The following is a 14,426-nucleotide window of genomic DNA, read 5'->3' as shown; positions in this document are numbered from 1 at the left end:
GTAACAGATAAAAAAGGAATGAAAGGAATGATAAAAATGGCAGAAAAACAAACTGCTGGAAGAGATAGACTAGGAAAATTCGCACCAAAATTTGCAGAACTTAATGATGATGTATTATTCGGTGAAGTTTGGTCAAGAGAGAAGGAACTCTCTCCACGTGACCGCAGTATGATTACCGTATCGGCATTAATTTCTGGTGGAAACTTTGAACAATTGCCTGCACATCTTCAGAAAGCGAAAGTAAACGGAGTAACGAAACAGGAAATTTCGGAAATTATTACTCATCTTGCGTTCTATACAGGATGGCCAAAAGGTTGGTCAGCATTTAACATTGCAAAAGAAATTTACAACGATTAAAAGTAAGTAGAAACTGAAATATACAAACAAAGCAATCATAGCGTAATGATGAATATCCAATTCAACTCAGCATAAAAAAGGAGGTTAAATAATATGGCATATGAAGAATTAAAAGATAGTACAATCTTTCCTTTAGGAGAAAAAGTGAAAGGCAACTTTATCGGTGACGCATATTTACACATGGTGTTCACGGATAAAACACCACTTAATGCACCAATTGGAAATGTGACTTTCGCACCAAAAGCTCGTAATAGCTGGCACTCTCATAAGGTGGGACAAGTTTTGTTAGTTACAGGGGGAGAAGGTTGGTATCAAGAAGAAGGCAAAAATGCCCAATTACTCAAAACAGGAGATGTAGTGAATATCCCACCGCATGTAAAACATTGGCATGGTGCAACAATAGATAGTTGGTTTGTCCATTTAGCCATGACACCAGGTGAAACAGACTGGTTTGAACCGGTCGATGATGAATGGTTCAATCAATTAAATAAGTAGGTAACGAGTCAAATGATTCGCTCGTTACCTACTTAAAAGTAATGTAATCCTGCAGCATTGATTGGACTAGGAGTTGAGATGTTGTTAAGTCGATTCAAAAATCTATTTCAAATTAAACATTATAGTATTTTTATTATATGTATGCTGCTAATTGGCACGAGTGTTTCCATCACAATGCCTTACCTATCCCTTTATGGTACGAGTGTCATCGGGATGAGTACCGGTGCTTTTGGCGTATTTATGGCAATCAGTTCACTGACTGGTGTTATCGCTAATACGATGATTGCCAATTATTCGGACACTGGCATGGATCGAAAATGGCTTATTTTGGCAGCCATGCTTTCATCCGCTTGTGGTTATGCGTCCTATATTGTATTTGATTCGTTTTTAGGTTTGTTGCTTTCTGTTAGTTTTTTTAATGGATTGGGTGCAGCGGCCATGCCACAAATGTTTGCCTATGCGCATGAATCAGCAACTGAGAGTCAATCCGATGATAAAACGTTTGCCAAGTCCACCTTACGTTCCTTGTTTTCATTGGGTTTTTTAATTGGTCCACTGATTGGAACAATGTTACTTGCTGCTTTTGACTATAACGGTCTCTTTCTTGGAACAACGTCGATTTTTATTTTGCTTAGTGCTCTTGTTTACTTTTTCTTGCCAAAACGAAAAATGGCTAATACTCCTAAACTAAAGGTACAGAAACCAACCTTATTTTCTGAGGAGACTAAACGATTATTTCTTCCATTCATTGCATTTATATTCCTGTTTTCAGTGATAGCAATAAATAGTATGAACACACCATTACTTATCATTCATGAATTAAATGGAACACATGCAGATGTAGGTTTAATGGTCGGATTATGTGCAGGATTAGAAATTCCTATTATGTTAGTCTTTGGGGCATTGAGCAAAAAGTTATCTAATCATAGTTTAGTGATGGTGAGTTGCCTGGTTGGAATTCTTTATTTCATGGTCTTGGGAATTTCGACAGCCTCATGGCAACTTATTGCCGCCCAAATTCTCCAAGCCACTTTTGTCGCAGTGGTGTTGGGAAATGGTTTAAGTTATTTTTCAGACTACCTTCCCGATTCAGCAGGGGTTGCCGCCACAGTTTATGCAAATGCCTCCACTCTTGGTAGATTAATTGGAAGCTTGATGGGCGGTTTTGGTGCAGAGTTGGCAGGATTTCGTTACTTAAACTGGCTTTGTGTTAGTGTGATATTCATCTCTTTCATCGTTTTACTTGTAAAATCACCTAAAGCAATGGAAAAAATGGAAGAGCCGCGACAAATGAGAATAACATGAAAAATTGATTTTAAATGGAACGGGCAAATAATCAATAGATTAGTAAATGGTTAGGCTATGTAAATTTAGAAAAAACGGATACGAGGAGGAATTTTTATGGAAAAAGTTAAGTTGAATAATGGTGTGGAGATGCCGTTACTAGGTTTTGGTGTATTTCAGATCCAAGATGAACAAGAATGTGAACAAGCTGTTTATGACGCTATTACGGCAGGCTATCGCCTAATCGACACTGCTGCTTCTTACTTAAATGAAAAGGCAGTTGGTAAAGCAATCCAACGAAGTGGCGTACCAAGAGAAGAATTATTTATCACTACTAAACTTTGGGTTCAGGATACTGGTTATGAAAGCACAAAGAAGGCTTTTGCTAATTCTTTAGAAAGATTGCAATTGGCTTATTTAGATTTATATTTAATTCATCAGCCTTATGGTGATGTACATGGTTCTTGGCGTGCGATGGAGGAATTGTACCGTGAAGGAAAAGTGAGAGCAATTGGCGTGAGCAACTTCCAGGAAGATCGTTTAATGGATATCATCGTTCATAATGAAGTAGTGCCCGCTGTCAACCAAGTGGAAACACACCCATTCCATCAACAGATTGAAAATGCTGCATTTATGAAAGAAAACAATGTACAAATAGAATCTTGGGGACCGTTTGCTGAAGGAAGAAATAACATGTTTCAGAATGAGACTTTAGTATCTATAGCTGAAAAACATAATAAATCCGTAGCCCAAGTAGTCTTGCGTTGGTTGACACAAAGAGGGGTTATTGCTATTCCGAAGTCTGTTCGAAAGGAAAGAATGATTGAAAACTTTAATATCTTTGACTTCGAATTAAGTCAAGAGAGCATGGATATAATTGCTGAATTGGATCAAAAAGAAAGCTTGTTCTTTTCACATCGGGACCCAGAAATGGTAAAAGCACTCGGTACTCGTAAATTAGATATTTAATTTTCAAATAATGCAGAATGGAAATTGAGAAGGCAAGTTAACCGGTAATAATAAATAATATAATAGAAAACCTCAAGCTTTTTATCATTTTGCTGAATACACATTTTTCTTTTACATGGGCTTACCAATCTAGCAAAGGTAACTATTCAATAAAAAGAGACACTGTGTTTATCGCAGGTTAACTGGAGTAAGTCCTCCATTTTATAATTCTAGGATAAACAAGAATAATAAGTGGGGGACCAATAGCCAGTAAATAGGATGAAGAAGAAAAATAAACTTAATAACTTATTATCACATGAGTCACACAAAATGATTTAAGTTATTTTCCAGACTTTCTTCCCAATTCAGCCAGTGAGTTTACTCAGCATGTTCAAAAACATGGAATCAAGCAGTCTTTCAGCCAGAAAGGCTGTCCTTATGACAATGCTTGTATAGAATCAATTCATGCCATACTAAAGAAAGAAGAAGTTTATCACACGCAATACACAGACTATTTAGCTGCAAAGCTGTCCATGTTTCAGTTTATAGAAGGCTGGTATAACCGAAACAGAATTCATATTAGCATTGGTATCAAACACCTCAGGCCATTGAGGATAAAATTAGAAAAACAGCTTAAGACTTAATTTTTTTGTGTCCGGGTTATTGACTTAAATCCATTACATTATGTTATCAACCAATAAAAATAAATAACAAAATAAAAATCAAGTTATCCCAATGAGTTGGATAACACAGCATTTAGCATTCCAATTGTAACTTAATTGGAATGCTTTTTATATAGTAAAGTAGGTTGTGAATATCATCAAATATTATTGTTCTATTTTACGTTTAATTTATGTATTACCCAAGTAAAGGGTTACAAAGAACAATGTTATACTATGGCTATTTTTAAATGAATAAAATCTATTGATACTGATCAGACATTTTGTCTCATAGTATCTTTTTTTAAATGTATATAAAAAGCTAAATTAGTTAAAGATTATTATAGGTCACCATTGATAGAAAAAGAGAAAGGAGGTTTACAGATGAAAGAATCAAGTGATTACTGGAAGAGTAACCTACAGGATGAATCGACAATGACTATTATGAATGAATATTTGCTAGGTTTAAAACTTGAAAATAAAGCCGAACGAACGATAAGAAATTATCGTTGGTTTTTAGAACGTTACTTTAGCGTGTGTACAGTTCCTTTAAAACTATTAACATCAGAAGATGTGAGAAAGTATTTGAATCATTTTACTAACGGAAAAAAGGAAAGGACTGTGGACGCTTATCTATCAGCACTTTCTTCATTTTTACAATTTTGTCTCGCTGAAGAGTACATAGAAAATGTAGTTATCAAAAAAAGATGGAGACCTAAAATCCCGCAGTCCTTACCAAAGTATTTAAATGAGATGGAGTTTGTTAGGGTAAAAATCGCTGCAGAAATTTCGGCTCCGCGTGATCGTGCTCTTATTCTCTTTTTATTATCGTCAGGATGCAGAAGTTCAGAAGTTTCTAACCTTTCAATTAAAGATTTCAATTTAGAAAAAAGAACAGCAGAGGTAACGGGAAAAGGAAAGCGGATTAGAAAGGTACATTTTTCCGAAGAGTGTGCGATTGCGTTGAAAGAGTATTTACAAACACGCAACAATGATGATGGAATAGATCCATTATTTTTAAACAACTCAGGTCAACGTCTACAAACAAACTCAATCTATTACATTACAAAAAAAGTTGGCAAGAAGGCGGGCTTAAAACAATCGCTACATCCACATATTTGTCGACATACGTTTGCTACGAACATGCTAGCAAGAGGAGCCACGCTTGAATTAATTGCAGATGAGTTGGGACATGCAAATTTAAATACAACACGTATTTATGCACGAATTCTAACGGAGGACTTAATTTTAGCCTATCAAAATAAAATGGGGTAGATAACAATGGATGTAAATGTATTAGAGTCTTTTTTTGATGACCATCATTCTAGATTTAGTAAAGAAACAATTCGAAGTTATAGACTTTCACTCAAACAATTCTTTAGCTTTTGTAGAAAAAATTATAATGAAGTTAAGGCTACAGATATAAGAGCATGGCTTGCTTCAATGGAAGAAAAAGGTCTAAAAAAACGTACGATACATATTAAACTATCGGGTTTGAAATCATTTTACCAATATTGTATGGAAGAGAATCTCCTAAAGAAAAATCCAATGTTAACTGTAAAAACCCCTAAAAAAGATGATGTCCTTCCATACTACTTAAGTAGGCGTCAGTTGGCCCAACTGCAAGAATTAACACGGAATGACTACCAATTTCGCCCCATCATTGAAACCTTATATTCTACAGGAGTAAGGGTCAGTGAGCTATTACAGATCAAACTAGAAGATATTAAATGGGATACCCGGCAAATATGGATACGAAAAGGAAAAGGAACCAAAGAACGTTTTGTCCTTTTTTCGCACGATTGTGCAGAACGCTTAAAGATGTACCTGAAAAAGCGAGAAACAAACAGCATGTTTTTATTTGCGAATCGAAGAGGAGGACCACTACACCGAGAATATATACAAAAAAACTTTCGTAACTTCTCTACATCTCTTGGTTTTAAGGTGACTCCCCATACTTTACGACATACATTTGCAGCACACTTAGCAGAAAAAAATATGCCTCAAAGTTTCATTCAGGATCTACTTGGCCATGTTGATATTAATAGTACTCGTATTTATACACGATTGATGGACCATGCACGTCAAAAACAATATGACCTTTACCATTAGGAGGTGGAAAAATTGAAAAATTACTGGGAGTTAACTAAAGACTTGCCAAATGAAATCAATCAAGAAATCATTGGGGAATTCTTATTAAGTTTAAAAGTATCAAACCGAAGTAAAGGAACGATCATTGTATATCGAAGATTTTTAGAACAATTTTTTGTGGAAATGAAAGAACCATATACATCTCTAACATCAAATACAATCCTAGAATGGTTTAAAAAAAATGAAGACCATCTAAGTGAAGCATACCTCAGACTTCGTTTAAGTATCATTTCTTCCTTTTACAAGTTTTGTTTACAAGAAGAGTATGTAGACAGTTCTCCGATAAAAAGCCGGTGGTTTCCTCGTCTCCCTCAATCTCTTCCTAAGTATTTAGAGAAAGAAGATATTGCCAAAATACGGAACCAAAGCGAACTTACATCACTTCGAAATCAGGTGTTGGTAGAATTCATGCTAACCACAGGGTGTAGAGTAAGAGAAGTCAGTGAGCTAAATCGGGAGGAAGTAGATTTTGAGAACCGTACCGCACGAGTTGTGGGTAAAGGTAAAAAAATCCGCTATGTGCATTTTACGGAGAAGTGTGCGTTTTTATTGGAACGGTACATCATTGCGAGAAATCGGTATCATAAAGCTCAGAAAGCACTGTTTTTAACCTCTTCAGGAAGACGTTTAAGTGTTCGAACAATCCAGTATGTCATTAAAAAGATTGGAGAGGGTGCTAAGTTGAGTACAAACTTACACCCACACCGATTCCGCCATACATTTGCCACAGAATTATTGGCGAAAGGGGCTGATTTGTCGTTTATTGGGGATGAATTGGGTCATAGTGATGTGGGGACCACTCAAATCTATGCTAGACTTCCCAAGAGGGAGGTTATATCACTTTACCGAAAATATATGGGGTAAGAGGGTGAGTTTATTGATCACTTCAGAAATATATTTGCAACAATTTAAAGATGAGTATAGTTTTCGATTGACAGGTGAAACATTATATCAGTATAAACTAGCAGTGGAACAATTAATAACTTATTGCAACAAGCCATTTTCTGAAATCAATTCGAGAGATATTAGGAAATGGATGTTTTCCTTAGAATTAAAAGAATATAAAGCTGTAACTGTGAAAACTAAGTTAGCGGGTATCAAGCTGTTTTTTAAGTACTGTGTAGAAGATGGGTTTATTACTAAAGATCCGGTAAAAAATATCCCTTTCCCAGAAGTCGAGGATAAGCTGCCATTCTATTTGCAAAGAGATGAACTGTTTCAATTGCGTCAATTAGTAAAGGGAAAGCTAGAGCAAAGAGCTGTTATTGAAATGCTTTATGCAACTGGTGTACGCATTAAGGAGTTAGTGGAAATGAAAATAGAGGATATTAATTGGCAGGAACGCATGATAACAATACCAAAAGGGAAACGTAAAAAAGAGCGTATCGTATTATTTACACGAGAATGTGAGGCACACTTAAAAACCTATTTAGATGAACGTGGAGATAACTTACCGTTTGTTTTTGTCAATACTACAAAGACAGGTTTCATGTGTACTCGGACCGTCCAAAATAAATTTACAACCTATTCCAAAAAGCTTGGTATTTACATGACCCCACATACCTTACGTCATACGTTTGCTGCACACTTAGCAATGAAAGGCATGCCGTTAGAATGTATACAAGTCCTATTAGGACATAACGGTCCACATCAAACACAGTTGTATGCACGTTTATATCACCAGGCAAGAAAAGTGATATATGATCAATGGATGTAAGGGGATAGAAGAAGTGCGCTAAATACAAATTAACGCTTTAATAAACTTGGTTATAAAAATGTCTAAAACCTTGGTACATCTGGGATTAGACGTTTTTTTATTATATCATAATTAACGTTAAGGAGGATTAACGCAACCCTTTGTAGAAGTAATCGTTATTGTCCTACCTAGGAAGATAGAAAAACACTCTATAGAACTATTAAATGTGTAGGAGGTACTATAATGGGTCAAGTGAGAATTAGAATGATTGAGGAAAAGGATATCCCTTTCGTTCAAGAGTATGTGTCGAAAGAAAAGATTGCTGATACAACGAATGTACCTCATCCATATCCAAAATATGGAGCAAGACTGTGGTATAAAATCGTTAAAGCAAAAAGAGAAAAAGGCAACCTTTATCCATTTGCAATCTTGTACGATGAAGAATTTGCAGGAAGCATTTCGGTTAGAAAAGAAGATGAAGGGACAGGTGCAATAGATTATTGGGTGGCCCCTAATTTCTGGAACAAAGGAATTGGAACGAAAGCAGTTCACAAAGCGATTGATTTCGGCATTGAGGAATTGAAATTTAAAAAGTTTGAGACTTGCTGTCTTGTTGACAATCCTAGTTCCGGAAGAGTGTTAGAGAAAAATGGTTTTAAATTTGTTAAAGAATTTCAAATAAAAAATAACAATAAACACGAAGGGAAGATTGCTAATTTATACAGATTGGAGATATAAATTTGCGTTAATATTTTTTGAAAAAGGGCGATAGTTCAAAAGGAACAGTCGCCTTTTGAACTATTGATGCAATGTATTGAAGAAAAGTGTAAAGATATATGCTGTATATGCGTTAAATTAGGATGAAATAACAGAAAAAGTATTAATGGTTAATAATCAGCATTCAACTTGGTCACTACTAGGCATAATGAATTTTAGGTGAAATCCCAATTCCTATTTAAATTAACGGGTGGATTGGATAAAGCTTATTTTTGCTGAGCCTAGTCTACTAGCAAGGTAGTATAGTTGAAAAAGTAGACAAGGAAAGGGTATTGGTAAATGAGTAGAAACTATATTGAAACCATTCAACAGGTCTATCCTGACCTTTCTATTGAGAACTTTCAATCTATTGACATAGGGCAAAATAATGACGTGTTAGTAGTAAACAAAACTATGGTATTTAGATTTCCGAAATACAAAAAAGGGATAATAAGGTTGAGGAGAGAGACGGAAATTTTGAAATACATTAAAAGTATCATCTCTGTTCCTATTCCTAATCCAATTTATCACTCCTTTGAAGAGATGGAAACTGGAAAAGTCTTTACTGGCTACAATCGAATAGATGGTGTTCCTATGTGGAGGGAACATTTAGCGGGGGTTAAAAGCGTTGAGTTGATCAAAGGATTAGCATCACAACTCGTCTCTATTCTCTTAGAAATCCATTCTGTTTCTGAAGAAAAAGCTAGTAGCGAATTGAAGCTGAAAGTTAGTCACCCCAAAGAAGAAATGTCTATTCTTTATGAAAAAATTCAAAATAACTTATTTCTTTATATCAGAAAGGAAGCCCAGATTGAAATAACAAAATCCTTTAAGACTTTTCTTGATAGGGAAGCATGTTCCAATTTAGAAGTAACCCTTATTCATGGAGATTTCGGAGCATCTAATATTTTATGGAATCCAGACACAAATAGAATTTCGGGAATAATAGATTTTGGCAGTTCTTGTTTAGGAGATCCTGCGTATGACTTAGCTGGAATACTATCCAGTTATGGTAAAGATTTTTTTGATATGTGTATTAACCTGTATCCTAATGGAAATCAAATTTGTGAGCGTGTAAAGTTTTATAAAAGTACATTCGCATTACAAGAAGCATTGCATGGGTATGAGAATAATGATAACCAGGCTTTTGAAAGTGGAATAAAGGACTATCGTTAGATTACTTTTTCTTCTAACGAGTGTTTTAACTGAAGTCTCTTATTTTATTGAACTAAGCATACAGGGTTGATGAAGAGGACTACCGAAGTCATAAAAAGATAATTAAGTGAAATATATATCAGTAGTTCCTATTGTATTTACGGAGGCTTTTTGGAAAAAAAGAGTTGACCGCGAAAGCTATTCTTGTACCGATAAAGGGGTGGAGAGTTGAGTTATAAATTATTAGCTTTAGATGTTGATGGAACATTGTTAAACGATGATGGAGTTTTAACTCAAAAGACAATTGATACTATCAAAAAAGTTTATAATTCAGGGATTCAAGTAGTTATTTCTACAGGAAGAAGCCTTAATCAAACACGTCCTATTTTGGATGAATTAGGAATTGAAGGGATACTTGTTTCTCATAATGGAGCAACTACTCTAAGGACAGATAACAAAGAAATAATACATGAGTTTTCCTACGATATTAAGGAAGTAGCCGATATTGTTAGATATTGCAGAAAACACGATATTCAGTTTTCAGTTTGTACAGCATTTGATTTTTATGTTGAAAGACTGGATAACTATCAAACAGATTTATATAAAAGGTTTAACCTAGTTCCCATAATGCATAGTGATGTGCTAAGCCTAACGGATAAAGTTATGAAGTTTACTGTTGATGACCAACAAAGAGTCGATGGGTGGAGGGATATAAAATTTAGTAACTTACGTAAAACAAGCGATAGTTTCTTCCAAGACATCATTCATCCTAATGCTCATAAAGCAAGTGCCTTAGAACAAGTCTTATACAAACTAAACATGGATAAATCAGAGATTATTGCAATTGGGGATTTTTATAATGATTTAGAAATGTTAGAATTTGCGGGATTAGGTATTGCAATGGGAAATGCGCCTGATGACCTGAAAGAAAAGGCTGATGTAGTAACTACTTCAAACAATGAAGATGGAGTAAGCCATGCATTAGAAAAATACCTATTTTAGCATACATTAATTTAACTAAAGGGTGCAAAAGGTTAATGTGGGGACTGTTTTGGCAGTCCTTTTCTTATAATGTTATCGAGCAAGATAGTAATAGACTCGTATCTAAAAAGATTGCAAAGGAACCCCTGGTGAGCTAACTGATTAAGATCGCTGAGCTAATTAATGGCTCTTTTATCTTACATAACTAATCACACAGTTTAGTTTAAGAGGCCATTAGGAAAAGCTGAATGTAGAAACAAAATATTTATAAGTAGGTGTGGTAGTGATCATAAAAAACGAGGAAGATATAATTAAAGCAATAAGAGAAGATGAATGGATGATGAATTTATTAAAAGCGGTAAAAACATTAAATTTACCTGATTGGTGGGTTTGTGCAGGATTTGTTCGTTCAAAAATATGGGATGTGTTACACAATTTTAGTTCAAGAACCCCATTACCAGATATTGATGTGATTTACTTTGATTCGAAAATAGTAGATGAATTAGAAGAAATAAAGATGGAAGAAAAATTAAAATCAATTGTTCCTAATATCCCTTGGTCAGTAAAAAATCAAGCAAGGATGCACATTAAAAGTAATATGTCTCCCTATTCATCCTCCATTGATGGAATTTCTAAATTTCCTGAGACAGTTACAGCTTTAGGAGTTAAATTAGATGAAAACGAAGATATTAAATTAACGGCTCCTTGGGGAATTAACGATGTTGTAAATTTAGAAGTAAGACCAACCCCATTTTACGATACAAAAGATAGAATGAAAGTTTACGAAAATCGAGTTAGAAAAAAGGCTTGGAATAAAACTTGGGGAATGGTCAAGATCTATGGTATCAATAATTCTTAGTAGTTAATAAGGTTTTCGTTTAACTTACTAAAAACATAAAAACCTTTTCCATCTTCGCGGTCGCTCATGTCATTCTTTAGCGTAGTGGCGCTATTACACACGTACAAGTTCCAAGTGTCGAAGGTATAAACAATAATAAACAGACGCTTGATTGCTCACGAATGGACCAAGACTAAGAACAATGGACTTAATTCTTAAACATGTAAATTAACTATATGACTAAGTGGTGTAATAACGAAATGTCATTTTAAATTTAAGTGATAGTATTTTTTTGCATTTTTTTAAAACGTCTTTATTTCAAGGAAGGAGGACATAATTCTAATGAATTACAATGAAAAGGAATAACAGTAACTGCTAATAAGTATTATCATACGTATTATTCAACATAATAGGAAATTGGAAAGAGGATTAAAATAAGGGAAAAACCTAATTTTTAAAAATACATCTCGAAATTGAGATATTTCACTTGTATTTTAGTCAGTTGAGTGGTAAAGTGATAATAGTAAGAGGGAGTGATAAACATTATGCAAAAAAATACCCGCGGATCGTTAATATGGTTGCGGCTTACTCGGTTCACGCATCAAAGTAATTTACTATCAAATGATTTCTTAAAACAATTTGATTTAACAACTGCACAATTTGATGTATTAATGCAAATCTCAACATACCAACCATTAACACAGAGTGAGCTAGCTGAGAAAGTAACAGTGACACAAGGCGGTATTTCGCGTATGCTATCTCGCCTTGAAAAAGAAGGACTCATTGAACGTAAGCAAGATTGGAAAACGAAAACCATCTCGTTAACGAATAAAGGACATGACAAACTAGATAATGCATTTGAATCTCAGCTGGAGTTCCAATCCTCATTCTTTGATGAGTGTTTATCTAAAGAAGAACAAAAAATACTGTATTCGCTCATGTCACGTGTACAAAAAAACAGCGAAAAAAAATTGCCAAATAGGTAATTTTTTTTACCGCTTCACTTGATTAGTCAATCAATAAATAGGAGGAATAACTTATGTATACAATCCCAGGACATCATCATATTTCAATGATTACAAAAAACGCAAAGCAAAATAACCGCTTTTATCGTGACGTACTTGGTTTACGGCGTGTGAAAAAGACGGTAAACCAAGATGATCCGTCGATGTATCATTTATTTTACGGAGATAGAACAGGAAGTCCCGGCACAGAGTTATCATTCTTTGAAATACCACTCGTCGGGCGCACATACCGAGGCACAAATGCAATCACCCAAATCGGTTTACTTGTACCAACAGAAGCGAGTTTAACCTATTGGAAAGCACGTTTTGAGAAGTACAGCGTACAACACAGTGGCATCACAACGTATACCAATAAACCAGCCCTTCACTTTCAAGATTCTGAAGGTCTGCGCATGGTGCTGCTTGTATCGAACGGTGAGAAAGTGGCCCATTGGGAAACGTGGGAAAAGTCAAGCGTGCCAGTAGAACATCAAATTCAAGGGATGGGATCTGTAGAAATGACGGTGCGCCGACTCGATAAATTAGCGCGTACACTTACCCAAGTTTTTGGCTATGTAGAAGTATCACGTACGGAAGATGAAGCGATTTTTCAAACGATTCAGGGTCAAGTGTTTGGAGAAATCGTTGTGAAATCTTTAGATGGACCTACTGAAAAACCAGGACGTGGCAGCATTCATCACTTAGCGATTCGTGTGAAGGACGAGATAGAGCTTGCCTATTGGGATGAACAAGTGCGAGCACGTGGCTTCCATTCATCAGGTATTGTGGATCGCTTCTACTTTAAGAGCTTATACTTCCGCGAATCAAATGGTATTCTATTTGAAATTGCTACGGACGGACCGGGTTTTACAATCGACGGTGATATCGAAACACTGGGAGAAAAATTAGATTTACCACCTTTTTTAGAAGATCGACGTGCTGAAATTGAAGAAAAACTACAACCAATTGAGGAGGATGAATGATGGAAAAATATCGTATCGAACCATCAAAAGGCATGGAATTTGGTCTGTACTCTTTAGGAGACCATATTCCCAACCCAATGACAGGTGAGCGTATTTCAGCTGGACAACGAATAAATGAATTAATTGAGGCAAGCAAGCTAGCGGAACAAGCTGGTATTGATGTATTTGGCGTTGGTGAAAGTCATCAAACATACTTTACAACTCAAGCTCATACCGTAGTTCTCGGTGCCATCGCACAAGCAACAAGTAAAATTAAAATTACAAGTTCTGCAACGGTACTAAGTGTAGCAGACCCTGTACGTGTGTATGAGGACTTTTCCACAATCGATTTAATTTCAGATGGCCGCGCAGAAATCGTTGCTGGCCGTGGCTCTCGTGTTGGTGCGTATCACTTACTTGGTGTTGATTTACAGGACTATGAGGAAATTTTCGAAGAGAAACTAGAGCTCCTTAACAAAATAAATGAAGAAGAATATGTGACGTGGCAAGGAGAATTCCGTGCTCCGTTACAAAATGCAAATATACTGCCTCAACCCAAAAATGGCTCCATTCCCATTTGGCGTGCAGTCGGCGGGCCACCTGCGAGTGCTATTAAAGCAGGTGTAATGGGAATGCCAATGATGCTGACTACATTAGGTGGGCCCGCAATCAACTTTAAGGAATCCGTTGACGCATACCGTGAGGCTGCTGAACGCAGTGGATTTGATTCAAAAGCATTACCAATTGCAACAACGAGTCTATTCTATGTAGCGGATACAACAAAAGAAGCCTTGCAAGGTATGTATCCACATATCAATGGTGGGTTCCAAGCGATTCGCGGTGGCGGTTATCCTAAACAGCAATTTGCTCAAGCGCCTGATACAAGAGATGCATTAATGGTTGGAAGTACACAACAAATAATCGAAAAAATGCTTTACCAATATGAACTTTACGGTATGCAGCGCTTTATGGCACAGATTGACTTTGGTGGAGTGCCTTTTGAGAAAGTGATGAAAAATATCGAAATCATCGGGAACGATATCATTCCAGCGATAAAAAAATATACAGCCAAAAAGTAGAATCGAAAAAACAAATGGCTATGAAAAACGGTGTATCTATGATTTAAAATGAATACCCGCC

At 35.8% G+C, this 14,426-nt stretch carries 15 protein-coding genes and 1 pseudogene; all 16 read left to right on the top strand.

The features are described from left to right. The first annotated feature begins 36 nt into the window (after positions 1-36). Positions 37-357 carry a carboxymuconolactone decarboxylase family protein gene (locus BLE01S_RS21115; protein WP_066141030.1) on the top strand — a complete coding sequence of 107 codons (321 nt, stop codon included), beginning with the start codon at positions 37-39 and terminating at the stop codon, positions 355-357. Positions 358-450: 93 nt separating this feature from the next. Beyond that, positions 451-852 (top strand): cupin domain-containing protein, encoded by a 402-nt coding sequence (locus BLE01S_RS21110; RefSeq protein ID WP_066139308.1) that lies wholly within the window; start codon positions 451-453, stop codon positions 850-852. A gap of 78 nt (positions 853-930) precedes the next feature. Then, positions 931-2,157 (top strand): sugar efflux transporter, encoded by a 1,227-nt coding sequence (locus BLE01S_RS07700; protein WP_066139304.1) that lies wholly within the window; start codon positions 931-933, stop codon positions 2,155-2,157. Between the two features lie 96 nt (positions 2,158-2,253). After that, positions 2,254-3,105, top strand: coding sequence for an aldo/keto reductase (locus BLE01S_RS07695; RefSeq protein ID WP_066139301.1), 852 nt, complete (start codon positions 2,254-2,256; stop codon positions 3,103-3,105). 344 nt (positions 3,106-3,449) lie between these two features. Continuing rightward, positions 3,450-3,721: pseudogene (locus BLE01S_RS20390) on the top strand (integrase core domain-containing protein); the annotation flags it as partial. Positions 3,722-4,127: 406 nt separating this feature from the next. Further along, entirely contained in the window at positions 4,128-5,018 is an 891-nt protein-coding gene (xerA, locus tag BLE01S_RS07690; RefSeq protein ID WP_066139297.1) for a site-specific tyrosine recombinase/integron integrase, read from the top strand. Between the two features lie 6 nt (positions 5,019-5,024). Further along, positions 5,025-5,855, top strand: a complete 831-nt coding sequence (gene xerA / locus BLE01S_RS07685) for a site-specific tyrosine recombinase/integron integrase (RefSeq protein WP_066139294.1) — start codon at positions 5,025-5,027, stop codon at positions 5,853-5,855. Between the two features lie 12 nt (positions 5,856-5,867). Then, complete coding sequence (gene xerA, locus BLE01S_RS07680; RefSeq protein WP_066139291.1) at positions 5,868-6,758, top strand: site-specific tyrosine recombinase/integron integrase; 891 nt, start codon at positions 5,868-5,870, stop codon at positions 6,756-6,758. Positions 6,759-6,762: 4 nt separating this feature from the next. Next, on the top strand, positions 6,763-7,611 hold the full coding sequence (locus BLE01S_RS07675) for a tyrosine-type recombinase/integrase (RefSeq protein WP_231955822.1): 849 nt from the start codon (positions 6,763-6,765) through the stop codon (positions 7,609-7,611). Positions 7,612-7,833: 222 nt separating this feature from the next. Next, positions 7,834-8,328, top strand: coding sequence for a GNAT family N-acetyltransferase (locus BLE01S_RS07670; RefSeq protein WP_066139288.1), 495 nt, complete (start codon positions 7,834-7,836; stop codon positions 8,326-8,328). A gap of 318 nt (positions 8,329-8,646) precedes the next feature. After that, positions 8,647-9,522 carry a phosphotransferase family protein gene (locus tag BLE01S_RS07665; protein ID WP_066139285.1) on the top strand — a complete coding sequence of 292 codons (876 nt, stop codon included), beginning with the start codon at positions 8,647-8,649 and terminating at the stop codon, positions 9,520-9,522. A gap of 207 nt (positions 9,523-9,729) precedes the next feature. After that, on the top strand, positions 9,730-10,503 hold the full coding sequence (locus BLE01S_RS07660) for a Cof-type HAD-IIB family hydrolase (protein ID WP_066139282.1): 774 nt from the start codon (positions 9,730-9,732) through the stop codon (positions 10,501-10,503). Between the two features lie 262 nt (positions 10,504-10,765). Beyond that, a complete protein-coding gene (locus BLE01S_RS07655) occupies positions 10,766-11,341 on the top strand; it encodes a nucleotidyltransferase family protein (RefSeq protein ID WP_066139279.1) in 576 nt (191 codons plus the stop codon). A gap of 524 nt (positions 11,342-11,865) precedes the next feature. Beyond that, positions 11,866-12,306: a MarR family winged helix-turn-helix transcriptional regulator gene (locus tag BLE01S_RS07650; protein WP_066139276.1), complete on the top strand. Its 441-nt coding sequence runs from the start codon at positions 11,866-11,868 to the stop codon at positions 12,304-12,306. A gap of 53 nt (positions 12,307-12,359) precedes the next feature. Then, positions 12,360-13,307 (top strand): ring-cleaving dioxygenase, encoded by a 948-nt coding sequence (locus BLE01S_RS07645; RefSeq protein ID WP_066139273.1) that lies wholly within the window; start codon positions 12,360-12,362, stop codon positions 13,305-13,307. Further along, positions 13,307-14,365, top strand: coding sequence for an LLM class flavin-dependent oxidoreductase (locus BLE01S_RS07640; protein WP_066139270.1), 1,059 nt, complete (start codon positions 13,307-13,309; stop codon positions 14,363-14,365). Before BLE01S_RS07645 ends, BLE01S_RS07640 begins: the two co-directional genes overlap by 1 nt. Positions 14,366-14,426: the final 61 nt, after the last annotated feature.

Source organism: Lederbergia lenta NBRC 16444 (assembly GCF_001591545.1).
In the GTDB taxonomy this organism is placed as follows: domain Bacteria; phylum Bacillota; class Bacilli; order Bacillales; family Bacillaceae_C; genus Lederbergia; species Lederbergia lenta.
This window is presented reverse-complemented; position numbering and strand designations above follow the sequence as displayed.